18 protein-coding genes are annotated in these 24389 nt (G+C 68.4%); 9 read left to right on the forward strand and 9 right to left on the reverse strand.

The features are described 5' to 3' along the window. Positions 1 to 27: 27 nt before the first annotated feature. Complete coding sequence (locus BLR46_RS04130; protein ID WP_093249110.1) at positions 28 to 882, reverse strand: sugar phosphate isomerase/epimerase family protein; 855 nt, start codon at positions 880 to 882, stop codon at positions 28 to 30. Further along, entirely contained in the window at positions 882 to 1907 is a 1026-nt protein-coding gene (locus BLR46_RS04135) for a Gfo/Idh/MocA family protein (RefSeq protein ID WP_093249111.1), read from the reverse strand. The genes BLR46_RS04130 and BLR46_RS04135 overlap by 1 nt, the downstream gene beginning before the upstream one ends. Before the next feature lie 217 nt (positions 1908 to 2124). Here BLR46_RS04135 and BLR46_RS04140 point away from each other — a divergent pair, with 217 nt between their 5' ends. Beyond that, a complete protein-coding gene (locus BLR46_RS04140) occupies positions 2125 to 3594 on the forward strand; it encodes an MFS transporter (RefSeq protein WP_218118309.1) in 1470 nt (489 codons plus the stop codon). A 62-nt stretch (positions 3595 to 3656) separates the two neighbouring features. Here BLR46_RS04140 and BLR46_RS04145 read toward each other — a convergent pair whose 3' ends face one another. The 3 genes from BLR46_RS04145 to gndA all read right to left on the reverse strand — a co-directional run bounded on the left by BLR46_RS04145 (position 3657) and on the right by gndA (position 7734). Then, positions 3657 to 4964 (reverse strand): lactate racemase domain-containing protein, encoded by a 1308-nt coding sequence (locus BLR46_RS04145; protein ID WP_093249112.1) that lies wholly within the window; start codon positions 4962 to 4964, stop codon positions 3657 to 3659. A 220-nt stretch (positions 4965 to 5184) separates the two neighbouring features. Then, the gene (locus BLR46_RS04150; RefSeq protein ID WP_093249114.1) at positions 5185 to 6258 is read right to left on the reverse strand and encodes a sugar kinase; all 1074 of its coding nucleotides are present in this window, start codon (positions 6256 to 6258) and stop codon (positions 5185 to 5187) included. Positions 6259 to 6279: 21 nt separating this feature from the next. Beyond that, entirely contained in the window at positions 6280 to 7734 is a 1455-nt protein-coding gene (gene gndA / locus BLR46_RS04155; RefSeq protein WP_093249115.1) for an NADP-dependent phosphogluconate dehydrogenase, read from the reverse strand. 244 nt (positions 7735 to 7978) lie between these two features. On the opposite strand from gndA, the gene BLR46_RS04160 reads away from it, so the two are divergent. Further along, positions 7979 to 9742, forward strand: a complete 1764-nt coding sequence (locus BLR46_RS04160) for a glycoside hydrolase family 3 protein (protein WP_093249569.1) — start codon at positions 7979 to 7981, stop codon at positions 9740 to 9742. A 10-nt stretch (positions 9743 to 9752) separates the two neighbouring features. Beyond that, entirely contained in the window at positions 9753 to 10658 is a 906-nt protein-coding gene (locus BLR46_RS04165) for an HAD family hydrolase (protein WP_093249116.1), read from the forward strand. A gap of 12 nt (positions 10659 to 10670) precedes the next feature. Here the strand turns inward: BLR46_RS04165 and BLR46_RS04170 are convergent, their stop codons facing one another. Then, a complete protein-coding gene (locus BLR46_RS04170; RefSeq protein WP_218118310.1) occupies positions 10671 to 11630 on the reverse strand; it encodes an L-lactate dehydrogenase in 960 nt (319 codons plus the stop codon). Positions 11631 to 11763: 133 nt separating this feature from the next. Between BLR46_RS04170 and BLR46_RS04175 the strand changes: the two genes are divergently transcribed. From BLR46_RS04175 to BLR46_RS04200, 6 genes are all read left to right on the forward strand, one after another. Continuing rightward, complete coding sequence (locus tag BLR46_RS04175) at positions 11764 to 13341, forward strand: ABC transporter substrate-binding protein (protein ID WP_093249119.1); 1578 nt, start codon at positions 11764 to 11766, stop codon at positions 13339 to 13341. Between the two features lie 14 nt (positions 13342 to 13355). Continuing rightward, complete coding sequence (locus tag BLR46_RS04180; protein ID WP_245701478.1) at positions 13356 to 14306, forward strand: ABC transporter permease; 951 nt, start codon at positions 13356 to 13358, stop codon at positions 14304 to 14306. After that, a complete protein-coding gene (locus BLR46_RS04185) occupies positions 14303 to 15190 on the forward strand; it encodes an ABC transporter permease (protein ID WP_093249123.1) in 888 nt (295 codons plus the stop codon). The genes BLR46_RS04180 and BLR46_RS04185 overlap by 4 nt, the downstream gene beginning before the upstream one ends. A gap of 2 nt (positions 15191 to 15192) precedes the next feature. Continuing rightward, on the forward strand, positions 15193 to 17037 hold the full coding sequence (locus BLR46_RS04190; RefSeq protein ID WP_218118311.1) for a dipeptide ABC transporter ATP-binding protein: 1845 nt from the start codon (positions 15193 to 15195) through the stop codon (positions 17035 to 17037). A gap of 15 nt (positions 17038 to 17052) precedes the next feature. Further along, a complete protein-coding gene (locus BLR46_RS04195; protein ID WP_245701480.1) occupies positions 17053 to 19083 on the forward strand; it encodes a CocE/NonD family hydrolase in 2031 nt (676 codons plus the stop codon). 65 nt (positions 19084 to 19148) lie between these two features. Continuing rightward, on the forward strand, positions 19149 to 20081 hold the full coding sequence (locus tag BLR46_RS04200) for an EamA family transporter (RefSeq protein WP_218118312.1): 933 nt from the start codon (positions 19149 to 19151) through the stop codon (positions 20079 to 20081). Between the two features lie 22 nt (positions 20082 to 20103). Here the strand turns inward: BLR46_RS04200 and BLR46_RS04205 are convergent, their stop codons facing one another. The 3 genes from BLR46_RS04205 to tdh form a co-directional block, all read right to left on the reverse strand. Continuing rightward, the gene (locus tag BLR46_RS04205) at positions 20104 to 21981 is read right to left on the reverse strand and encodes a phosphoenolpyruvate carboxykinase (GTP) (protein WP_176761651.1); all 1878 of its coding nucleotides are present in this window, start codon (positions 21979 to 21981) and stop codon (positions 20104 to 20106) included. Between the two features lie 148 nt (positions 21982 to 22129). Beyond that, positions 22130 to 23326, reverse strand: coding sequence for a glycine C-acetyltransferase (locus tag BLR46_RS04210; RefSeq protein ID WP_425441374.1), 1197 nt, complete (start codon positions 23324 to 23326; stop codon positions 22130 to 22132). Between the two features lie 4 nt (positions 23327 to 23330). After that, positions 23331 to 24359, reverse strand: coding sequence for an L-threonine 3-dehydrogenase (gene tdh, locus BLR46_RS04215; RefSeq protein WP_093249130.1), 1029 nt, complete (start codon positions 24357 to 24359; stop codon positions 23331 to 23333). Positions 24360 to 24389: the final 30 nt, after the last annotated feature.

Genomic DNA, 24389 nt, shown 5'->3' on the forward strand with positions numbered 1-24389 from the left:
CCCCTCCCTTCGCGTTCCGGGCCGGGACTAGAACTTGTCCTGGAAGCCCATCTTCACGAGGTTGTCGTGGGAGAGCTGCAGCGCCTCGAACGGGGCGCGGCCGTACGTCGCGTCCTGCTCGACGTACAGGTGCTTCGCGCCCACCTCCTCGGCCGCGGCGATCATCGCCGGGAAGTCGAGGTTGCCCTCGCCCACCTCGGCGAACTGCACGACGCCGAGGAAGTGCTGCATGAAGGCGCCGAAGTCCTTCTTGTCGTAGGCCTCGAACGCCTCGTCGCCCAGCAGCCCGATGCGGTAGTCCTTCAGGTGGACGAGGTCGACGACCCCGTCGTACTGCTTGAGGAAGCGGATGGGCTCGAGGCCGCCGCGGTGCACCCAGTGGAGGTCGATCTCGTAGCGCAGGTTGGGCGCCGTCTCGCGGATCAGGTCGAGGATGAACTGGCCGTCGATGCGCGCGAACTCGACGTGGTGGTTGTGGTAGCAGAGCGTGATGCCCTCGCCGGCGAGCCGCCTGGCCGCCTCGTCGGCGCGACGCGAGTAGTCGACGATGGTCTCGCGCGAACGCATGGCCTCGGGGGCCATCATGCCGATGCGGACGAACGGCGCGCCGAGGCGCTTGGCGTCGGAGACGATCTTGTCCATCGTGCCGCTCAGGGAGTCCGCGCCCTCCGGCGCGTCGAGCGGTGCGGAGATCGCGGAGAACTCGAGCCCGAAGTCGCCCTTCGCGCGCTCCATCTCCGCGACGTTGTCGGGGGACATCGAGACCTGCGACAGCTCGAGGTTCCTGAAGCCGATCTCCGCGATCTGCTTGAGCGCTTCGTAGGTGCCGAGGCGGGTGAACTCCTCGCGCACCGTCATGACCTGCAGGCCGATTCTCGCCATTACTGCTCCTTCGGTTGGGTTCTCTCGGGGTAACTCTGGTCGTAGACGTCGGCGATGATCTCCAGGCTCCTGCGCGCCTCGTCGGCGCTGATCCAGAAGCCCTCGTCGCTGCCGAGCTGGCTGTAGAAGTCACGGATGAGGTCCTCGTGCGAGGTGCCCCAGTAGTCGCGGCCGTCGCTGGACGCGGGTGCCGGGGTGATCCGCTCGGTCCGCCCGTCGGTGTGCGCGATGGTCAGGTCCTCGCCGATGCGGAACACGGCGGTGTCGGTGACGACCTCCACCAGGACGGAGTCGTTGATGGTGTGCGCGTTCGTCGCGTAGAAGATGCTCGTCGCGCCGCCGGCGTGCGTGAGGAGCATGTCCGCGGTGTCCTCCACCTCGATACTATCCGCCAGCGCGCGGGTGTGGGCGGCCCCGTCGACGCGCTCCACCGGGCCCACGAGCCACTGGAGGAGGTCGACGGTGTGGATGGCCTGGTTCATCAGGAGGCCGCCGCCGCTGTTCGCCCAGGTGCCGCGCCACGGCTTGCTCGCGTAGTACGCGGGGGTGCGGGTCCACATCACCGTGCCAGCCCCGCCGCGGATCGTGCCGAACTCCCCGGACGACAACCGCTCGCGCGCGATGCGCACCGGGGCGTTGTAGCGGTTCTGGAAGCAGACGCCGAGCTTCGCCGAGCTCGCCGCCTCTGCGGCGATGACCCGGTCCGCGGACGCGAGCGACTCCGCCAGCGGCTTCTCGGTGAGCACGTTCACGCCTGCCTCGAGGCAGGCGATGATGACCGGCGCGTGCTGGTCGTGCGGGGTGCAGACGTGGACGACGTCGACCTGCTCGTTGGCGAGGAGCTCCTCGACCGAGGAGTACCCGGGCACGCCGTGCGCGGTTGCCGCGGCTTCACGGGCGACGGGGTCGACGTCGCACACCGCGACGAGCTCCGCCAGCTCGAGCTTGCGCAGGGCGGCCAGGTGGACCACCGAAATGTCTCCGCAGCCGACCACGGCCGCTCGATACGTCTGCAAGGCGTTCACCACTCCAATCGACTGTACGTCTCAGGCTCGCACGCCGGGCGAGTGCGACGCAGGGGGTTGCCGGAAGTTGTCGCCCCGTACCCGGCCCGATGCAAGACATGGCAACGTTGCCGCATCGGGCGGCGGGATATGCAGAATATTGACAAGTCGCTGCCGGTGTGGCAGCCAACCGAAGTCCATACAGGGCGGCACAGCAGCTGCCCGGAGCGGAGTCGCAATGACCACCACACTCAGCGCATACAAGGGGAAGCTCAGCACTCGCCCCTTCGGCATGCGCGACAAGCTGGGCTACATGTTCGGTGATTTCGGCAACGACTTCACCTTCATCCTCCAGTCCGCGTTCTTCATGCTGTTCTTCACCAACGTGGTGGGGATCAACCCGGCCCACGTCGGCCTCCTCCTGCTCGGCGCCCGCGTCCTCGACGGCTTCACCGACGTCGGCATGGGCATCATCGTCGACCGCCTCCCCGTGAAGGAGGGGCAGTACAAGTTCAAGCGCTGGATCAAGTACATCGCCATCCCGGTGGCCGTGGCCTCCGCGCTCATGTACATGTCCTTCGTCGCCGACTTCGACTCCTACGCGCTGAAGGTGACCTGGATGGTCGCCACCTACCTGCTGTGGGGCTCGATCTGCTACACGGCGATCAACATCCCCTACGGCTCCATGGCTTCCGTCGTCTCCGGCAACCCCGACGACCGCGCCCAGCTGTCCGTGTTCCGCTCCACCGGCGCCACGCTCGCCAACCTGGCGATCATGGCGATCCTGCCGCTGGTCGTGTACACGGTGAACGCCGACGGCGTCTCGGTGCTGTCCGGCCCGCGCATGACGATGGCCGCCGTGGTCTGCTCCATCCTCGCCGTCGCCTGCTACGCGGTCTGCTTCGCCCTCGTCGAGGAGCGCGTCCCGTCGTCCGTCAAGGGCAAGGCCGAGGGCGGCCAGAGCATCGGCAAGATGCTCAGCACCGTGTTCACCAACAAGGCACTGCTCGGCCTCATCGCGGCGGCGCTCATCCTGCTGCTGACGTTCATGTTCCTGGGCGGCATCCTCGGCTACCTGTTCCTGAACTACTTCGGCGACGGCACCTGGCAGTCGCCGGCCTCGATCGCGGGCATCGCCCCGTCGCTGGTCCTGATCTTCATCTCGCCCTGGCTCGCCAAGCGCTTCGGCAAGGCCGAGGTCGGCATCGTCGCGATGTTCGTCGGCGGCGCCACCCTGCTCGTCGCGTACTTCCTGAAGATCGAGAACCCCGCCATCTGGATCGTCTTCTACGCCATCACGATGTTCGCCATCCAGGTCTTCAACTTCCTGATCTGGGCGCTCATCACCGACGTCATCGACTACCAGGAGGTCCGCACCGGCTCCCGCGACGACGGCACCGTCTACGCCGTCTACTCCTGGGCCCGCAAGCTGGGGCAGGCCCTCGCCGGCGGCCTCATCGGCTTCGCGCTCGGCGCGGTCGGCTTCGACGCGGCGGTGGCCGCGGCGGGCGAGGCGCAGGCCGAGTCGGTTCAGCAGGGCATCTACATGCTGGCCAACCTGCTCCCGGGCATCGGCGCGATCCTCGTCGCCCTGGCCCTGCTCTTCCTCTACCCGCTGAAGAAGAACAAGGTCGCCGAGAACGTGCGCATCCTCGAGGAGCGTCGCGTGGCGGCGGGCGTCGCCCCCCACTCGGACGACATGAAGTAACCACCCCGAACGGCGAGGGCCTCCACCGATCGGTGGGGGCCCTCCTTCGTCGTATGGGGGATTCAGGCGGGGAGCTTGCCGCGCTGCGCCTCCGTGCGGTGCAGCAGCTCGCCCGCGTGCGGAACGACCAGCGTGTCCGGGTCCGCCTCGAAGGCCGCGAGGTCCACGTCGGAGGGGTCGAGGTAGTTGAGGCTGATCCGCTCGACGACCTCGCGCGGGATCCCCGTCGCGAGCGTCACCGTGACGCGGTTGGTCTCCACGCCGGTCTCGGGGTCGTAGTCGCCCAGGCCGCGCAGGTGCGTCGAGTGGGCGAGTTCGCCCCACGGGTGGTCCTTGAACCGCTCCCACTGGCCGACGAAGTACTGGCGGTTGTGGTAGCCGATGTCCTCGATGCCCGGGTGCATCACCGACACCTGCTTGATGTGCGGCGCATAGATGATGAGTTCGCCCCCGTCGGCGACGACGGGCTCGAGCTTGTAGAAGCCCTTGGCGCCGGTCCACATGTCCTCGTACATCTCGGGGATTATCGAGACCACCCGCTTGTACGCCTTGGGCACGTACTTCACGTGCACCTGGCTCGACACCTCGGCGCACGCCTCCCAGGCGGCCCGCGAGTCGCCGAAGGCCATGAACTGCAGGTCGTCGCTGCCCGGCTTCACGATCATGCCGAGCAGGAGCTTCGTCGACGGGATCAGCTCGGCGGCCGCGTCGATCATCTGCCGGACGGGCGTGATGCCGGTGGTGCCGATCATCTCGAAGCTCGTGATGAGGGCGCCCACCCAGTGCGACATGTCGATCACGTCGTGCCCGGAGAGGCCGGGGAAGAAGTACTTGTTGCCGCCGGAGATGCCGACCACCTCGTGCGGCAGCACGGGGCCGAGGATGAGCGAGATGTCGGTGTCGACCACCATCTTGTTGACGTGGACGGTCATGTCGCGGTCCGTGAGCCGGCCGCCCGTCAGCTCGCCGATCCGCGCCGCGGGGATGGTGCCGAGGTTCGCGAAGGTCTCCTCGTTGCGCCAGTCGTGGTTGAAGATCCTCCAGCCGGGGTAGGTCTCCTCGAACCGGCCGGGCTCGCAGCCCATCAGCTTCCCGATCGCGGCGTCGTTCATGTAGTCGTGGGTGCCCAGCGCGATCACGACGCGCACGTCGGCGGGGCGGTCGCCCAGCGCCTCGTGGACGATCTTCGTCACCACGTCCACCGGGGCGTGACGGGTCCCGTCGGGAACGATGAACGTCACGCGCTTGCCGTCGAAGTCGTAGGCGCGCAACTGCTCGAGGACGAACGCGCGGATCTGGTCGTGGCTGAGGACCTGATCGGGCCCGCCGATGCGGGCGGCCTCGTCGATCCCGGGGTAAAGGCTGGTCATGAGCCATACCTACCACAGGGCGGTTCGCGGGTCTCTCCGCTGGGCCAAGTTGGCAAAAGGTGCCGTCGGGTCTCGGCCCGGCCAAGCCGCCAGCGATTCCTACTTGCACCAGCCATGCATCGCAGGTGTACGTAGGAAACGCAGGTGAACGTGGTGGGCGGGTAGGAACGACGAACGGCGCCGGGCCCCGAGGGGTCCGACGCCGTCCGATGCGGTTTCGTCAGCGCTTGACGCGGGCGTTGCCCGACCAGATGGACCAGACCTGGTCCTCGTCGGCCGGTGCGCCGTAGTCGTAAATGCTGGTGGCCGCCAGCGCGCCGGTGGCCCAGCCGAACTGCATGCACTGCTCGGGCTTCCAGCCCTTGAGGATGCCGTACAGCACGCCACCGATGGAGCCGTCGCCGCCGCCGATGCGGTCGATGACGTCGATGTCGCGGAGCTCGGCGACGTTGAACTCGCCCTCGCCCCACAGGATCATGCCCCACTTGTGCTGGTTGGCCGAGACGACCTCACGCAGCGATGTGCCGATGTACTGCGCGTCCGGGTACTGCTCCTGGATGCGGCCGATCATCTGCTTGAACGACTCGATCTCCTCGGCGATGTCCTTGCCGCCGGCCTCGGGGCCCTGGATCCCCAGGCAGAGCTGGAAGTCCTCCTCGTTGCCGTACAGCACGTCGCAGAGGCTCGCGATCTCGCGGAACGCGGCCGACAGCTCCTCCTCGCGGCCCTTCCAGAAGGTGGCGCGGTAGTTGAGGTCGAAGCTGATCCGGGTGCCGTGCTCCTTGGCCTTGCGGGCCACCTCGACGCAGAACTTCGACGTCTCGGGCGACAGCGCGGCGATCAGGCCGGACAGGTGCAGGATCTTCACGCCCTCGTCACCGAACAGCTTGTCGAGGTCGAAGTCCTCGACCTTCAGCGTCCGTCCGACCTCACCCGCGCGGTCGTTCCACACGCGCGGGCCGCGGCCTCCGTAGCCGGAGTCGGCGATGTTGAACTGGTGTCGGTAGCCCCAGGCGTCGCCCTGCGGCACGTCGGGGCCCTCGTACGCCATACCGCGGGCACGCAGGTTGGCCTTGATGAACGCCGAGATGGGCGAGCCCTCCACGAAGTTCGTCAGCACCTTGACCGGCAGGCCCAGGTGGGACGCCACGGAGGCGACGTTCGACTCGGCCGAGGTGGCCTGCATCAGGAAGCGGTCCGAGTAGTGGACCGGCTGGCGGTTCTCGGGGGTGATCCGCACACCCATGGACGTGGGGGTGACGAGCGCCCACTTCGCGTCTTCACGCAACTGCATGTCGGTTCGGCTCCTCTCAGCTCACCACTGGACTTCGGCGCGGCCGTCTTCCGCCCACATGGTGTGGAAGGCGCCCTCGGCGTCGGTCCGCTGGTAGGTGTGGGCGCCGAAGAAGTCGCGCTGGCCCTGGATGAGGGCGGCGGGCAGACGCTCGGAGCGGACACCGTCGTAGTAGGACAGCGACGAGGAGAACACCGGCACCGGCACGCCGTGCAGGGTGGCCTGGGAGACGACGCGTCGCCAGGACGGCAGGGCGTCGACGATGCGCTCGTAGAAGTACGAGTCGCCGATCAGCAGGGGGAGCTTGGCGTCGGCGTCGTAGGCGCGGGTGATCTCGTTGAGGAACTGGGCCCGGATGATGCAGCCGCCGCGCCAGATGCGGGCGAGCGCGCCGAGGTTGATGTCCCAGCCGTAGGCCTCGGCCGCGGCCTGGATCTCGTTGAAGCCCTGCGAGTAGGCGACGAGCTTCGACGCGTAGAGCGCCTTGCGGACGTCCTCGATGAACGCCTCGCGGTCCTCGACGTTCCACTCCTGCGCCTCGCCGGCGAAGCCTTGGGCCGCCGCGCGCTGGGCGGGGGAGGAGGAGAGGCCGCGCGCGAACGTCGCCTCGCCGATGCCGGTCACCGGGACGCCGAGGTCGAGGGCGGTCTGCACGGTCCAGGCGCCGGTGCCCTTCTGGGCGGCGGCGTCGACGATCACGTCGACGAGCGGCTTGTCGGTCTTGGCGTCCACCTGACGGAGGACCTCGACGGAGACCTCCATGAGGTAGGAGTCGAGCTCGCCCTTGTTCCACTCGGCGAAGATGTCGGCGATCTCGGCGGGGCTCAGGCCCAGCGAGCGGCGCAGCAGGTCGTAGGCCTCGCCGATGACCTGCATGTCGGCGTACTCGATGCCGTTGTGGACCATCTTCACGAAGTGGCCGGCCCCGTCGGCGCCGATGTAGGTGCAGCAGGGCTCGCCGTCGACGTGCGCGGAGATCTTCTCGAACATGGGACCGAGGCGGTCGTAGGACTGGGGGGAGCCGCCGGGCATGATCGAGGGGCCCCAGAGGGCGCCCTCCTCGCCGCCGGAGACGCCGGTGCCCACGAAGTGGAGGCCGCGCTCCTTGAGGGCGGCCTCGCGGCGGCGGGTGTCGGTGAACAGCGAGTTGCCGCAGTCGACGATGATGTCGCCCTCCTCCATGCGGGAGGCGAGTTCCTCGATGACCGCGTCGGTGGGGGCGCCGGCCTTGACCATGATGATGGCGACACGGGGACGCGACAGCGAGCCGACGAAGTCCTCCATGTTCTCGGAGGGGATGAACTCACCCTCGCTGCCGTGCTCGGTGTAGACCTCTTCGGTCTTGGCGCTGCTGCGGTTGTGGATGGCCACCTTGTAGCCATTGCGGGCAAGGTTGCGGGCGAGGTTCGAGCCCATCACACCCATGCCGGTGACGCCGATGTCGGCGGAGGCGGGAGCGGGAATCGGAAGAGCCATGTTCCATCCTTACTGAGAGTCTTCTAGTGGCTATAGCTTCGTCGGTCGGCAGGCGCCCTGAGGGAAGTTGCCAGTTCTTGCTCAGGGGCAGCGGCCGGTTGCCGCGCACGAAACGCGCGGCCCGCGGAGGGCTGGCGCCATCATCGGAAATTAACGGCAACTTTGACAACTCTGCTGGTTTTGTTGGTTCCCTAGAGGGTATCGCGATCAGGGGTACGCGAAGCCGACGAAGGAGTGAATGTTCATGGTGGACCTCAAAGCCCAGCCGTTCAATCTCGACGACGAGGGGGTGGCCTGGGTCGAGCAGACCATCGCCGCCATGACCGACGAGGAGAAGATCGGTCAGCTGTTCGTCAACATGGGGGCCGAGCGTACGGAGGAGTACCTCACCGGCGTCCTCGACACCTACCACATCGGCGCCGTGCGCTATCAGCCCAGCAAGGCGGAGGAGGTCTGGGAGCAGAACTACATCCTGCAGGCCAAGTCGAAGATCCCGATGCTGATCGCCGCCAACACGGAGGCCGGGGGCAACGGCGCTTGCACCGACGGCACGTACGTCGGCTGGGAGGCGAAGGTCGCCGCCACGGGGGACGTGCGCTACGCCTACGAGCTGGGACGCATCTCGGGCATCGAGGCCTCCGCCGTCGGCTGCAACTGGTCGTTCGCCCCGATCGTCGACATCTACCGCAACTGGCGCAACCCCATCGTCTCCCGCCGCACCTGGGGCGAGGACGCCGACCTGGTCCTCGAGATGAGCCTCGCCTACATGAAGGGCATCCAGGAGTCCGGCATCGCCCCCGCCGCCAAGCACTGGCCCGGCGACGGCATCGACGAGCGCGACCAGCACCTCTCGCAGGCCCCCAACTGGCTCTCCACCGACGAGTGGGACGCCACCTTCGGCAAGCTCTACAAGGGCCTCTTCGACGCGGGCCTGCCGTCGCTGATGACCGGCCACATCGCGCTGCCCTCCTACCAGAAGCACTTCAACCCCGACATGCGCGACGAGGACATCCTCCCCGCCACGATCTCCAAGGAGATCAACACCAAGCTGCTCCGCGAGAAGCTCGGCTTCAACGGCGTCGTCGTGACGGACGCGTCGCACATGGTCGGCCTCACCGGCGCCGGCAAGCGCTCCGACCTCCTGCCCATGGCCATCGAGGCAGGTTGTGACCTGTGGCTCTTCTTCAACGACCCGGACGAGGACTTCCACTGGATGATGGAGGGCTGGAAGAGCGGCAAGCTCTCCGACAAGCGCCTCCACGAGGCGCTCACCCGCATCCTCGGGCTCAAGGCCATGCTCGGCCTCCACAAGCGGGAGCGCACCGAGCTGCTGCCCCCCAAGGAGGAGGCGCTGGCCCGCATCGGCCTCCCCGAGCACCAGAAGGTCGCGGAGGAGGTGGCGGACAAGGCCATCGCGCTCGTCAAGAACAAGCAGCCCGAGAACCTGCCGATCTCCACGGAGAAGTACCCGCGCGTGCTCGTCGTGCCCGTCGGCGCGGCCCCCAGCCCGTTCGCGATGATGGCCGAGGGCGCCGCCGGCCACCCCGCGGACAAGTTCGTCGAGCAGCTGAACGCGCGCGGCTACAAGGCCACCCGCTACGAGTCGCAGCTCGACAAGGTGCGCGGTAAGTCACCCGAGGAGGTCCGCCAGATCCTCGGCGACGCGTACTCCGGCAAGTCGCCGATCTCGGACCTCACCGACAACTACGACCTCGTGATCTCCGTCGCCAACATCACCGGCCTCGGCCAGGCGATCGAGCGGCCCTACTGGCCCGGGACCAAGGGCACCCTCGACATGCCTTGGTACGTCCACGAGATCCCGACGATCCTCGTCTCCACCGCGTCGCCGAACGTCCTGCCCGACATGGGGCAGGTCAAGACGTACATCAGCGCGTTCGACGACAAGGACTTCAACATCGAAATCCTCCTCGACAAGCTCGAGGGGAAGAGCGAGTTCGTCGGCAAGCCCGCCAACGAGATGTTCGTCTTCCCCGACACCCGGATCTGATCGGAGCACCATGACTGACGCGAAGCGACCCGAGCAGGCCCAGGCACTGGTGGACTTCGGCCCCGAGAAGCGGTTCTTCGTCGGCATCGACTCCGACGGCTGCGCCATGGACGCGATGAACATCAAGCACCAGGAGTGCTTCACCCCGGCCTACATCAAGTACTTCGACCTGCAGGCCGCGTCGACCCTCGTGCGCGAGACGGCGCTGTTCGTGAACCTCTACTCCACCACGCGCGGCCAGAACCGCTGGGTGGCGCTGGCCCGCCTGTTCGAGCTGCTCAAGCAGCGGCCCGAGGTGCTCGAACGCGGCGTGACGATCCCGGAGGGCAAGGAGCTGCAGAAGTTCCTCGACTCGGGCTATCCCCGCTCCGACAAGGGGATCGCCGCGTTCGCGGAGGAACACCCCTCCGACGAGATCCGCCAGTGCATCGAGTGGGGCAAGGGCGTCAACGAGTTGATCGCGTGGATGGTCCACGGCGCCGCCCCCTTCCCGGGCGTGCGGGAGGCCATCGAGGCCATGCAGGCGGAGGTGGACACCATCGTCGTGTCCGCCACGCCCGTCGAGGCGCTCGAGCGCGAGTGGAACGAGCACGACCTCGCCAAGTACATGAAGGTCATCGCCGGGCAGGAGATGGGATCCAAGGCCGAGCACGTGCGCTGGGCGGCCAAGGACAAGTACGACCTCGACCACATCATGCTGATCGGCGACGCCCCCGGCGACCGGGACGCCGCCTTCAGCGAGGGCGTGCTGTTCTACCCGATCAAGCCGGGGCTCGAGCGCGAGTCCTGGGCGAAGTTCAAGGACGAGGCGCTGCCACGCTTCCTGGCCGGCACCTACCGCGGCGCCTACCAGGACCAGCTCGTCGCCGAGTACGAGGCGCTCCTGCCGGAGAAGCCCACCTGGCAGACCGTCTGACCGGCTGACCCGTCAGAGCGCCCGCTCGAGGCGCTCGGCGGTGTCCCGGATGGTGGCCGCGCTGGCGCGCAGGGCGGCGAGTTCGTCGTCGGAGAGCGGCAACTCGAGCTGCCGTCCCGCGCCGGCGGCGCTCACCACCGTCGGCACCGACATGCACATGCCCGACAGGCCGTACCAACCGTCGAGCCGGCGCGAGACCGGGAGGACGGCGTGCTCGTCGCGCAGGATCGCCTGCAGGATGCGGGTCCCCGCCAGCCCGATCGCGTAGTTCGTGGCGCCCTTCCCGGCGATCACCTCGTAGGCCGCGTTGACGACCCGGTGCGCGATCTCGTCGCGCTTGGCCGCGCCGAGCCGTCCGGTGGATCGTTCCCAGTCGAGCAGCGGCACGCCGCCGATCGAGGAGGAGGTCCACAGCGGGATCTCGGTGTCGCCGTGCTCCCCGCACACGTAGGCGTGCACGTTGCTCACGGCGACGTCGCACTCCTCGGCGAGCAGCTGGCGGAGCCGCGACGAGTCGAGGACCGTGCCGGAGCCGATCACCCGCTCCTGCGGCAGGCCGCTGATGTCGAGCGCCACCTGGGTTGTGACGTCGACGGGGTTGGTCACCAGCAGGAAGATCGCGTCGGGGGAGCGCTCGACCAGGGGCGGGATCACGTGCGTCATCAGCCGGACCGTCGACTCCGCGAGGTCCAGCCGGGTCTGGCCCGGCTTCTGCTTCGCCCCGGCGGTGATCACGACCACGTCGGAGTGCTCCGTCGCCGCCACGTCCGCCGAGCCCAGGATCGAGGCCTCCGGGAAGAACTGGCTGCCGTGGGCGAGGTCCAGCGCCTCAGCCTTCACCTTCGCCTCGTTGACGTCCTGCAGGACCACCCGACGGGCCACCCCCGCCATGAGCGCGGCGTAGGCCAGCGACGACCCCACCGCGCCCGCACCGACGATCGAAACCTTCGCGCCTTCTCGTTGCACAGTCACGGGGCCATCCTCTCAGGAGCCGCGGGCAGGGGCCCTCCCCACGCGGCGAGTCCCGGGGCACGCTCCCTGAGAGTTTCTTGAGATTCGGACGCGGGCCGAGGACGGCCAACGTGAAACCGCTAGTGTCGAGAGGGTGTCTCATTCGCCGCCACTCCTGTCCCGTACCGTAGGGCGTCGCCGAGCGCTGCAGTTCGGTGCGATCGGCGCCCTCGGCCTGACCGCCGGATGCACGTCCGCCAACGGTCCCGTCGCACTCCCCGAAGCAGCGGAACGTGGCCGACCGTCGCCCGGCGGCACCCTGCGGATCGCCCGCCCCGCCAACTCGCGTGCCGAAGGCCTGCACCCCGCCGCGTCGCTGTCCGCCTACGAGTACTTGGGCGCGCTCTACAACCGGCTCGTGAAGCTCGACGAGGCCGGCACCCCGGTACCGGACCTCGCCCAGGACTGGGACGTCTCCGACGACGCGATGCGCTGGACGTTCCGCATGCGCGACGGGGTGCAGTTCCACGACGGCCGCCGGTTCACGTCACGCGACGCGGCATACACAATCGCCCAGATCCTCGATCCCGACCTGGCCTCACCCCAGCTGGGAGTCCTGTCACCGGTGATGTCGGCAGGCGGGCTCAGGGCAAGCGATCCGACGACGCTGGTGATCGAGCTCGACGCCCCGCACTCGGACCTTCCCTCCCTGTTGTCCGCCTACCAGTGCTACGTGATCCCGGAGGACTCGGGCGCCGACATCGCCCGCAGCGGCGTGGGCACCGGCCCCTTCCGGCTCGACTCGTTCCGCCCCGGAGGCCGAGGCAGGGTCTTGGCGTACGAGGACCATTTCGCCGGACGCCCCACGCTCGACGAGATCGAGTTCTACTCCGTCCAGGACACGCAGGCGCGCACCAACGCCCTCATCGCCGGGCAGGTCGACCTGCTCTCGCAGACGAACCTCGACTTCGCCAGCGCGCAGGTGGTGGCGGCCTCCAGCAAGGCCACCATCGCCCGCGTCAAGAACGGGCAGTGGTACACGATCCCGTTGCTCGCCACGAGCGAGGAGTTCTCCGACGTCCGGGTGCGGCAGGCGATCAAGCTCGCCTACGACCCTGCCCGGATCCTGGCCGTCGCAGCCCAAGGGCAGGGCACCGTCGGCAACGACAATCCGGTTCCGCCGACGGACGCCACGTACCTCGACCTGCCGCACGAGCGGGATCCGGAGCGGGCCGCCGCGCTGCTGGCCGAAGTGGGTCGTCCGGACTTCCGGTTCGAGATCTCCACGTCGAGTCTCGACCCGGTGTTCACGCCCATGGCCGTCGCCTTCGTCAACTCGCTTCGCGAGGCCGGCATCCGGGCCAGCGTCCGCAACGAGTCGGCCGACTCGTACTACACCGAGGTCTGGATGCAGAAGCCCGCCATGGCCACGTACTGGTTCACCGGACGCCCGGTGGACCAGCTGCTCAACCAGATCTTCCGGTCGGGAAGTTCGTACAACGAGTCGGCGTGGTCCAACGAGACGTTCGACTCGGTGCTCGACGCGGCCAGGGCCGAAGTGGACCCGGAGCGCCGCAAGCAGCACTACCAGGATGCGCAGCGACTGATCGTCGAGGAGGGCGCCACGCTCACCCCCATGTTCGCCGACCGGCTCGTGGGCATCTCGCGCGATGTGCTGAACTACCACGAGTACGGCTTCGAGTTCGACTACATCAACATCGGATTGCGGTGACTGCGATGACTCGAATGATCCTCACCAGACTCGGCACCGCCGTGCTCACCGTCCTGCTCGCGGCCACGCTCGTGTTCCTCGCGGTCCAGCTCCTCCCAGGTGACGTCGCCCAGCAGGTGTTGGGGCAGGACGCCACTCCCGAGGCGGTCGAGGCGATGCGGACCGAGCTCGGCCTCGACCGCCCCGTCCTGACGCGTTACGGAGACTGGCTGCTCGGGCTCTTCACGGGCGACTTCGGAAACTCGCTAGTCACCCGCGAGCCCGTCGGTCCCGCACTCGGCCTGCGGCTCCGCAACACGCTGATGATCGCCGTCCCGACGTTCGTCCTCGGTGTGGCCCTCGCCGTCTACCTCGGCCTCGTTGCGGGCCTCAACCGCGACAAGGCACCGGACCGGGTGGCCTCCGGTCTGGCGCTCGTGGGCATGTCGATCCCCGAGTTCGTCACCGCCACGCTCGGGGTGCTGCTGTTGGCGGTGACCTTCCCGATCCTGCCCGCGGTGGTCATCGACGGCGACCAGGCGACGATGGGGGAATTGTTCCCCGCGACCATCCTCCCGATCATCGTGCTCACCATTTCCATGACCGCCTACATCCTCCGCATGACCCGTACCGGTGTGATCGACGCGATGGCGTCGGAGTTCGTGACCACGGCGATGCTCAAGGGGGTGCGGCGACGCGATGTCGTGATCCGCCATGCCCTCCCGACGGCCATCCTGCCCACGCTCAACGTGTTGGCGATCAACGTGGCCTGGCTCATCGGCGGCGTCGTCGTCGTGGAAGCGGTGTTCAACTACCCCGGGCTCGGCTCCTACATGATCGAGGCGGTCCACAACCGCGACCTCCCGGTCATCCAGTCGGTGGCCATCGTGACCGCCATCATCTACTCGCTGGCGAACCTCGCGGCCGACCTCGGTGCCATGCTCCTCGACCCCCGGCAGCGCACGAGGCAGGAGGCAGCGGCATGACCGTCGAAGCAAAGACCCGCGAGGGGCTCGAAGCGCCCATCGAGCGGAAACCGAAGTTCCGGCTGGACAGCGGCAGCGCCACGTTGATCGTCGGATTGGTGCTCATCGCCATCCACCTCGTGATCGCACTCGCCGCACCGATCCTCACCCCGCACAACCCGACGCTGTCCGACCCGAGCCGTGCGCTCATGGGGCCTAGCGGCGAACACCTGCTGGGCACGGACCAGTACGGGCGCGACGTGCTGGCGCGCACCCTGTACGGCGGGCGGTTCGGGCTGCAGGTCACGTTCATCGCCACGACGGTTACGGTGCTCCTCGGATCCGCCCTCGGTATCCTCAGCGCCTACCTCGGTGGCTGGTTCGACATGGTCGTGATGCGGCTCATCGATGCGGTGCTCGCGATCCCGTCGATCCTCGCGCTGCTCGTGGTGGTCACCGTGTTCGGCAACAGCATCCCCGTGATCGTGCTGGCCGTCACCGTTGTCTACACGCCCGCAGTGACGCGCGTGGTCCGGGGCGCCGCAATGGCGGTGGCACCACTCGACTTCGTCACGGCGGCGCGGGCCAGGGGCGAATCCGCCTTCTCGATCGTCGTGCGCGAGATCCTGCCCAACGTGCCGGGGGTCATGCTCGTGGAGTATGCGATGCGCGCCTCGTGGGCCGTGCTGCTGATCTCCACGCTGTCGTTCCTCGGCTTCGGTGCCAACCCACCCACCCCCGACTGGGGCCTGATGATCTCGGAAGGCAGGATGGCGATGACAGTCGTGCCCTGGGCGGTGCTCGCGCCGATCATCGCGCTGTCCACGCTGGTGATCGGACTCAGCTCGGCCGCGGACGGCCTGTCCGGCCGCCTCGGTGTCGACCGTCTCTCGAAGGGAGCATGACGATGACGCGGTCCACCGACCCGTTCGTCCGTATCCAGGACCTCGCCATCAGCTACCGCACCGCGCAGGGCCGACCGCCGGTGCACGTCGTCCACGACGTCAGCCTGCAGGTGGAACTTGGCCAGACCCTCGCCATCGTCGGCGAGTCCGGCTCGGGCAAGTCGACCGTGGCGCGAACGCTGTTGGGTTACCTCCGACCGGGCTCGTTCGTGCGCGGGGGCTCGGTCACAGTGGGTGGCCAAGACGTCTTCGCGCTCAAGGGCCCCGAGCTGCGCGAGCTGCGCGGGGGGACCGTCGCACTGGTGGCGCAGAACGCGGGCCAGGCGCTGACCCCGTCGATGCGCATCGGCAAGCAGGTCGCCGAGGCGCTCACGGTGCACGGCGGCGCAGCATCCGACGAGCGCGTCGCGGAATTGCTGGACCAGGTGGCGCTGCCCAACCGACTGGCCCGCTCGTATCCGCATGAGCTCTCCGGCGGCCAGCAGCAGCGCGTCGCCATCGCCATGGCGGTCGCCGCGCGCCCGCAGGCCCTCGTGCTCGACGAACCCACCACCGCGCTCGACGTGGTCACCCAGGCCGGCGTGTTGCGGCTCCTCCGTGATCTCTCGGACGAACTCAACGCTGCCACGCTCCTGGTCTCGCACGATCTCGGCGTCGTTGCGGGCATGGCGGACGACGTTCTCGTCATGCGGGACGGCAGACAGGTGGAGTACCGGCCCGCGCGGGAGCTCTTCGCCGCCCCCGCCGACGACTACACCCGGATGCTGCTGGCCTCTGCCCCGCGGCTGACCGACGACGGTCTCGTCGAGGTTACCGACGACGGGACGCGACGCGTGCGCTCCCGGGTCGACGTCCGCGACACGGAGGCGCTGATTCGGGGCAGCGACGTCCGGGTCACCTATGGCCGTGGAAGCCGGGCGGTCCACGCCGTCAATGGCGTCGACCTCGAAGTGCGTCGGGGCGAAGTGGTCGCGCTCGTCGGCGAGTCCGGGTCCGGCAAATCCACACTCGCCTGGTCCGTGGCCGGACTCACGCCCCCGAGCGGCGGCGCTCTGACCTATTCGGGTGGCGCTGCGACGGACCCGGAGGGGACCGAAGTCGCGGAGGCCGACCTCACCAAGCCTGTGCGCCGTCGTCCTCTGGGGCTGCGCCGCCGGATCCAGCTCGTCTTCCAGAACGCCGACACCGCGCTCAACCCGCGACTCACGGTCGGCACATCGATCAGGCGGCCGCTGCAGCTGTTCCGCACCGCGCGCGGCAAGGAGAAGCAGCGCGTCGGGGAACTTCTGGGGCAAGTCGAGCTACCGGCGGAATTCGCGCGGCGTCTCCCTGGCCAGCTCTCCGGCGGCCAACGGCAGCGCATCGGGATCGCGCGGGCTCTCGCCGGCGACCCGACGGTCATCATCGCGGATGAGATCACCACCGCACTCGACGTGTCCGTGCAGGCCAGCGTCCTACGACTGCTCGACGACATCCGTCGCGAGAACCGACTCGCCTGCATCTTCATCAGCCACGACCTCGCCGTGGTACGTGGCATCGCCGACCGGGTGCTCGTCATGCACGACGCGCTGGTCGTTGAGGAAGGGCTCACGGCGGCGGTGTTCGGGAACCCTCGCCACCCGTACACGAGGGAACTGCTGTCCGCAACGCTGGTGGTCCCCGACGGTGCGTCCGCCACGGCGCAAGGGCCTTCGGGGGATGCGGAGTGGGTGATGCAGGATCCCTTGGCGCAGGCCGGCTCTGAGCGAACCTGGAAACCGGACCCGGACGGTGCTTGGGAGGACCATGGTGACGGTCACCGATCACGTGCCTGGCTCCCGGTCGATGCCCCGTCGGAACACCCCTGAGGAGAGGACTTTCCATTGCGTTACGTCACGCCCGACCAACTCCCGCGCCCGGTGCGCGTCGATCACGCCTGGATCCCCATGCCCGACGGGACACGCCTCCACGCTCGCATCTGGATCCCTGAGGATGCCGACGAGGACAAGCCGGTGCCCGCACTGCTGGAGTACCTGCCGTACCGCAAGGGCGACTGGACGGAGACCCGGGATCATGAGCGACACCCTTGGTTCGCCGGCCACGGCTACGCATCGATCCGAGTCGACATCCGGGGCACCGGTGACTCCGAAGGTGTATACACCGACGAGTACTCGGAGTCGGAGTTGAGTGATGGCGAGTCGGTGCTGGCGTGGATCGCTGACCAGTCATGGTGCACCGGCGATGTCGGGATGTTCGGCATCTCTTGGGGAGGGTTCAACAGCCTGCAGCTGGCGGCTCGACGTCCTGCCGCGCTGAAGGCGATCATCACCGTCTGCTCCACCGACGATCGCTACGACAACGACGTGCATTACGTCGGCGGCTCCGTGCTCGGCGTGGACATGACCGCCTGGGCGGGCGCGGTGTTCGCATTCATGACGCGCCCGCCGGACCCGATCCAGGTGGGCCGGGACTGGCGCCGGATGTGGCAGGAACGCCTGGACGGACTCTCCCTGCCCGTCGCCACCTGGCTCTCGCACCAGACCCGCGACGAGTACTGGAAACACGGCTCGGTGTGCGAGAACTACTCGGACATCGAGATCCCGGTCCTGACCGTCGGCGGGTGGGCGGATCCCTACCACGACACGGTGCTGCGGCTCGTCGAGAACCTGCCGGGCGAGGTGAAGGGCCTGCTCGGTCCTTGGGCGCACCAGTACCCCGATCGCGCCGACAGCCCCGGGCCCGCGATCGGTTTCCTGCAGGAATCGCTGCGCTGGTGGGATCGTTGGCTGAAGGGCGAGGCCAACGGTGTGGAGGACGAGGCCAACCTGCGTGTCTTCGTCGAGGGCTACCGGCCGCCGCAGGTGCGTTACGCCGACGTACCGGGCAACTGGATGGCGACGCCGTGGCCGTCACCCGAAGTGGGTGCACGGGAGCACCGCTTCGACCGGGCGTCGGTACCGGTGCTCGACGGCTGGGTGACCGTCCGCACTGCTCAGCACAACGGCGTCGACAGCGGGCGGTTCTTCCCCTTCGGCAACGACACGGATCTCCCACCGGACCAGCGAGGCGATGACGGCCGCAGCGTCGCGTTGGACAGCGAGCCGCTCGCCGAGGACCTCACGTTGCTCGGCGTCGTCCGGACCCGTTTGCACATCGATTCCGACAAGCCGCGTGGCCAGGTGATAGTCCGCCTGTGCGACGTGGCGCCGGATGGTGCGTCGCGCCTGCTCGCCCGCGGCGTGATGAACTTGTCGGCCCGCCAGGGCCGCGACAAGGAGGTGCCCTGGGCCCCCGGAACGGCGGAGACCGTCGAGGTGCCACTCACCTCGGTCGGCGTGACCGTTCCGGCCGGGCACGTGCTTCGGTTCACAGTGTCGACGACGTACTGGCCGTGGGTCTGGCCGCACGCGGAGCCGCTCACCGTGCGACTGAACCTCGAACGGAGCTCTGCCGAACTGCCACGCCTGGCGCCTGGGCGCGTACCCAGCGCCGACGAGGTCACGTTCGAGGAGCCCGAGCAGATGGAGCCGAAGCCGAAGCCGGCGTCCCCACCGTCGCCGGAGCGCACCCGGACCTCCAGGGAGGTGAGGTTCGACGTCGAGAAGAACACCTGGACGCTCGACGTGGACCCCGGCTACGTGCCGATGAAGGTCCTCGACAACGGACTCGTCTACACGGAGGACTCGCGGGAGATCTACCGGATCACCGGCGACGACCCCACTTCCGCCGTCGCGATCTCGGAGTGGGACGTGCGGATGAGGCGCGACGACTGGAACGTGCGCACCACGACGTATCAAGAGGTCACAGCCACGTCCGAGGCCTTCCACATCCGCGCGCGCATGACCGCGGAGAGCGATGGCGAACTGATCGCGGAGCGAACCTGGGATGAGCAAGTGCCCCGAACCGTCGGCTGAGGCGGACTCCGCCGCTCGCTAGCATGAGCGCTCGACGCTTGCTGTCGGGAAAGGGATGGTTTCCGGTGAGCCGTTCGACGGTCCTCGGCTTCGGGTTCGTCATCCTCTCCGCCTTCTTCTTCGCCGTCTCCGGCCCCGTGGCCAAGGCGCTCTACGGCGCCGGCTGGACGCCCGGCTCGGTGGTGCTGCTCCGGCTGGTCGGGTCGGCGCTGCTCCTGGCAGTCCCGACGCTGGCGGCGCTGCACCGTCGCTGGCGGCTGGTGCGGAGACACGGGAAACTGCTGCTCGTCTACGGCGTCGTCTGCATGGCGGGGATGCAGGGCACCTACTTCGTCGCCGTCCAGCACCTGAGCGTGGCGGTCGCGCTGCTGCTGCAGATGATGGGCGCGCCGCTGATCATCGTCGCCTGGCTGTGGGCCCGCTCGCGCCGACGGCCGGCCGCCATCACCGTCGTAGGGATCGTCGTGTCGCTCGCCGGGGTGCTGCTGGTGCTCGACCTCCGCGGCGCCACGCTGAGCGTTCCGGGGGTGGCGGCGGCGCTGGCGTCGGCGGCGTGCCTGGCGGTCTACTTCTTCGTCTCGTCGCACCAGTCGAACGCGATCCCGCCGTTGGCGTTCACCGGGCTGGGGATGCTCGTCGGCGCGCTCACCATCGGCGTGGCCGTCGCCACGGGGCTGATGAAGGGCCGCTTCTCGGCCTCCGAGGTCGACTTCGCTGGGGCGGTCGTCGGTTGGTGGCTCCCCGCCGGACTGTTGGTGGTGTTCACCGTGGGCGCCTACGTGTGCGGCATCGTCGGCCTGCGGCACATCGGCGCCACGGTCGGGTCGTTCCTCAACCTCGTCGAGGTGCCCTTCTCCGCGTTCGCCGCCTGGCTGGTCCTCGCCGAGGCGCTGACCCCGGCACAGATGGTCGGCGGCCTCGTGATCCTCGCGGGCACGGTCTTCGTCAAGCTGGGCGAGAGCCGTGCGGGGTCGCGCGTCGCCGTCGCTGCGGACTGACGCGCGGCCCCGGCACCGCGGCTCAGCGCGGGTCGATCACCTTCATCGCGACGTGCCACAGCTCGTCGTGGATCTCCTGCGGCACCTTCCGGCCGAGCGACCGCAGCCAGCGGCGGATGCGCGGCAGCTCGTCCTTCCACTCCTGCTCCTGGTAGGAGATCACCTGGGCCAGGACGTCGGGCTCGATGTCGAGGCCCTCGACGTCGAGGTCGCCGGCGACGGGCAGCAGGCCCGCCGGGGTGTCCACCGCGCCGACCCTCTCCTCGATGCGCTCGACGATCCACTTCAGCACGCGCGAGTTCTCGCCGAAGCCGGGCCACATGAAGTTGCCCTCGCCGTCGCGGCGGAACCAGTTCACGTAGAAGATCTTCGGGAGCTTCTCCGGGTCGGTCTTGGTCTGCATGTTGATCCAGTGCTGCAGGTAGTCGCCGACGTGGTAGCCGATGAAGGGCAGCATCGCCATCGGGTCGCGACGCAGGACGCCGACGGCACCCGTCGCCGCGGCGGTGGTCTCCGACGAGCAGGTGGCGCCCATGAAGACGCCGTGCTCCCAGTTGCGGGCCTGGGCGACGAGCGGGATGGTGTTTTCGCGGCGGCCGCCGAAGATGATCGCGTCGACGGGGACGCCGCGAGGGTCGTCGTACTCGGGCGCGATCGTGGGGATCTGGCGGATCGGGGTGCAGAAGCGGCTGTTCGGGTGGGCCGCCTTCTCGCCCTTGCGGCCACCCTCCGGGCCGCCCTCGGGGGTCCAGGACCGGCCCTTCCAGTCGGTGAGGTGCGCGGGGACCTCCTTGGTCATGCCCTCCCACCACACGTCGCCGTCGTCGGTGAGCGCGACGTTGGTGAACACCGAGTTGCCGGCATTGACGGCGGCCATGGCGTTGGGGTTGGTGGCCTCGCCGGTGCCGGGGGCGACGCCGAACATGCCGTCCTCGGGGTTGATGGCCCAGAGGCGACCGTCCTCGCCGAAGCGCATCCAGACTATGTCGTCGCCTAGCGTCTCCGCCTTCCAGCCCGGGATGGTGGGCTGGATCATGGCCAGGTTGGTCTTGCCACAGGCCGACGGGAACGCGGCCGCGATGTTGTACGACTTGCCCTCGGGGGAGGTGAGCTTCAGCAGCAGCATGTGCTCGGCCATCCAGCCCTCGTCGCGGCCCATGACCGAGGCGATGCGCAGCGCGTAGCACTTCTTGCCCAACAGCGAGTTGCCGCCGTAGCCCGACCCGTAGCTCCAGATCGCCCGCTCCTCGGGGAAGTGGACGATGTACTTCTCGTCGTTGCACGGCCACGGCACGTCCTTGACGCCGTCCACGAGCGGCATGCCGACGGAGTGCAGGGCGGGGACGAAGAACGCGTTCTTCTCCTCCATCGCCTTCAGCGGGGCCTCGCCCATGCGGGTCATGATGCGCATCGAGAGCACGACGTAGGCGGAGTCGGTGATCTCGACGCCGAACTTCGGGTCCTCGGCGTCGATGTGGCCCATGCAGAAGGGGACGACGTACATCGTGCGGCCGGCCATGGAGCCGTCGTACAGCTTCGTCATGATCGTCTTCATCTGCTTCGGGTCCATCCAGTTGTTGGTGGGCCCGGCGTCGTTCTCGTCCTCGGAGCAGATGAACGTCTGGTCCTCGACGCGAGCCACGTCGTCGGGATCGGTCAGCACGTAGAGGGAGTTCGGCTTCTTCTCGTCGTTCAGGCGGCGGGCTGCGCCGCTGGCGATGAGCTGTTCGGCGAGGCGTGTGTACTCCTCGTCGGAGCCGTCACAGTAGTGGACGGCGGCCGGCTTGGTGAGGGTGGCGACCTCCTCCACCCAGCTGAGGATGCCGGGGTGGGTGGGGATGCGGCCCGTCGTGGGCAGGCCGGCGGTGGTGGTGGTGGACTCGAGGACTGACGCGGTCATTCCACTCCTTTGGGAAGCGACTGGATCGTATACAGCCACCATAGACGCGTCCTCGGTCGAGATGAAAATTCAAGCTGTCCATGTCTTGACAAAAGACGTCCGATGCTTGATACTCACCGTCCCCGGAAAGCCGCTTCCCAAGTGCGGATCACCCGACGGCGTCGCGCGCCTCCTCGAACGCCCTGATGGCGCGGTCCAGGTCCTCACGGGTGAGCGTCGCCGACAGCTGGGTGCGGATCCGCGCCTTCCCCTTAGGAACGACGGGGTAGCTGAACGCCCGCACGTACACGCCGCGGGCGAGCACCTCGTCGGCCATCCTCGCCGCCTTCACGGCGTCGCCGATCATGACGGGCGCGATGGGGTGCTCGGACTCGGGGATGTCGAAGCCGCGGGCGGTCATCTCGGAGCGGAAGTAGGCGGTGTTCTCGCGGAGCCGGTGCAGCAGGTCGCCCGACGCCTTGATGAGCTCCAGGACGCGCATCGTCGCGCCGACGATGGCGGGCGCCAGCGAGTTGGAGAACAGGTAGGGCCGCGACTTCTGGCGCAGCATCTCCACGACCTCCGCCCTCGCGCACGTGTAGCCGCCCGACGCGCCGCCGAGCGCCTTGCCCAGCGTGCCGGTGATGATGTCCACCCGGTCCCGGACCCCGAAGTGCTCCGGGGTGCCGCCGCCCGTCGCGCCGACGAAACCGACCGCGTGGGAGTCGTCGACGAACACCATCGCGCCGTACTTCTCGGCGAGGTCGCAGATCTGGTCCAGCGGGGCGAGGTAGCCGTCCATGGAGAACACGCCGTCCGTGGCGATCACCTTGAACCGCGCCCCCTCGGCCGCCTGCAGCTGCGCCTCGAGGTCGGCCATGTCCCGGTTGCGGTAGCGGTAGCGGGACGCCTTGCACAGCCGGACCCCGTCGATGATCGACGCGTGGTTGAGCTCGTCGGAGATGATCGCGTCCTCGGGGCCGAACAGCGGCTCGAACAGGCCGCCGTTGGCGTCGAAGCAGGAGCTGTAGAGGATGGTGTCCCAGCCGTTCGCGCCCGGGTGCAGGAACTCCGTGATCGCCCGCTCCAACTCCTTGTGCTGGGTCTGGGTGCCGCAGATGAACCGCACGGAGGCCATGCCGAAGCCCCACTCGTCGAGCGACTGCTTGGCGGCGGCGATCAGCTCGGGCGAGTCGGCGAGGCCGAGGTAGTTGTTGGCGCAGAGGTTGAGCACCCCGTCGCGCCCGTCCTCGACGCTGATGTGCGCCGACTGCGGGGACGTGAGCGCCGCCTCGTCCTTGTACAGGCCCTGTTCGCGCAGCTGTGCCAACTCGTCGCGGAGTGCCGCGAGCATGTTCTCGACCATGTGTTCAGTCCTCCCAGTTCATGATGACTTTGCCAGACTTCCCGTCCCCGGCGACCTCGAAGGCCTCCTCGAACTCGGAATAGTGGAAGCGGTGCGTGATGACTCCCGAGACGTCGAGGCCCGACTCCACGAGCGCGGACGCCTGGTACCACGTCTCGAAGATGCGCCGCCCGGTGACGCCCTGCAGGGTCAGCATGTTGAAGATCACCTTCGCGAGGTCGATCTCCACGTTGGCGACGGGCGTGCCGAGCAGCGCGATGCGGCCGCCGTGGACCATGTGGTCGATCATCGTCGTCAGCGCGGCCGGGGCGCCGGACATCTCGAGGCCGACGTCGAAGCCCTCGACGAGCCCGAGCCGGCCGTAGACGTCGCGCAGCGCCTCGCGCCCGACGTTGACCGTCTGCGAGATCCCGACGCGGTGCGCGAGGTCGAGCCGCTGGTCGGACACGTCGGTGAGGACGACGTTGCGGGCGCCCTGGAACTGCGCGACCAGGGCCGCCATGATGCCGATCGGCCCGGCCCCGGAGACGAGCACGTCCTCGGCCAGGCACGGGAACTGCAGCGCGGTGTGCACGGCGTTGCCCAGCGGGTCGAAGATCGCGGCGACGTCGTGGTCCAGCTCGCCGGGGTGCACCCACACGTTGCCCGCCGGCATCACGAAGTACTCGCTCATCGCGCCGTCGACGTGGTAGCCGATCCCCAGCGTGTTGCCGCACACCTCGCGACGCCCGGCGAGGCAGGCACGGCAGCGGCCGCACACGTAGTGGCCCTCGCCGGACACGAACTGCCCCACCTCGAGGCCGGTCACCAGCTCACCCAGCTCGACGATGTGACCGGAGAACTCGTGGCCGATGACCCGCGGGGTCTTCACGGTCTTCCTCGCCCAGCCGTCCCACTTCTGGATGTGCACGTCGGTGCCGCAGATGCCCGTGCGGCTCACCTTGATGAGCACCTGGTTGGGCCCGACGGTGGGCGTGGGCACGTCGATGAGCTCGAGCCCCTGCTCCGAGCGGGTCTTGACGATCGCCTTCATGGTTCTCCTCCTGTGGGCAGATCCTAGTGA

Origin of the sequence: Tessaracoccus oleiagri, assembly GCF_900103275.1 — a bacterium.
Taxonomy (GTDB): domain Bacteria; phylum Actinomycetota; class Actinomycetes; order Propionibacteriales; family Propionibacteriaceae; genus Arachnia; species Arachnia oleiagri.

Coding starts and splice junctions, on each gene's coding strand:
- gndA (WP_093249115.1), bottom strand. CDS start 7,734: ATGGCTCTTCCGATTCCCGCTCCCGCCTCCGCCGACATCGGCGTCACC.
- BLR46_RS04190 (WP_218118311.1), top strand. CDS start 15,193: ATGACGCGGTCCACCGACCCGTTCGTCCGTATCCAGGACCTCGCCATC.
- BLR46_RS04205 (WP_176761651.1), bottom strand. CDS start 21,981: ATGACCGCGTCAGTCCTCGAGTCCACCACCACCACCGCCGGCCTGCCC.
- BLR46_RS04130 (WP_093249110.1), bottom strand. CDS start 882: ATGGCGAGAATCGGCCTGCAGGTCATGACGGTGCGCGAGGAGTTCACC.
- BLR46_RS04150 (WP_093249114.1), bottom strand. CDS start 6,258: ATGCAGTTGCGTGAAGACGCGAAGTGGGCGCTCGTCACCCCCACGTCC.
- BLR46_RS04165 (WP_093249116.1), top strand. CDS start 9,753: ATGACTGACGCGAAGCGACCCGAGCAGGCCCAGGCACTGGTGGACTTC.
- BLR46_RS04180 (WP_245701478.1), top strand. CDS start 13,356: ATGATCCTCACCAGACTCGGCACCGCCGTGCTCACCGTCCTGCTCGCG.
- BLR46_RS04140 (WP_218118309.1), top strand. CDS start 2,125: ATGACCACCACACTCAGCGCATACAAGGGGAAGCTCAGCACTCGCCCC.
- BLR46_RS04210 (WP_425441374.1), bottom strand. CDS start 23,326: ATGGTCGAGAACATGCTCGCGGCACTCCGCGACGAGTTGGCACAGCTG.
- BLR46_RS04160 (WP_093249569.1), top strand. CDS start 7,979: ATGGTGGACCTCAAAGCCCAGCCGTTCAATCTCGACGACGAGGGGGTG.
- BLR46_RS04185 (WP_093249123.1), top strand. CDS start 14,303: ATGACCGTCGAAGCAAAGACCCGCGAGGGGCTCGAAGCGCCCATCGAG.
- tdh (WP_093249130.1), bottom strand. CDS start 24,359: ATGAAGGCGATCGTCAAGACCCGCTCGGAGCAGGGGCTCGAGCTCATC.
- BLR46_RS04145 (WP_093249112.1), bottom strand. CDS start 4,964: ATGACCAGCCTTTACCCCGGGATCGACGAGGCCGCCCGCATCGGCGGG.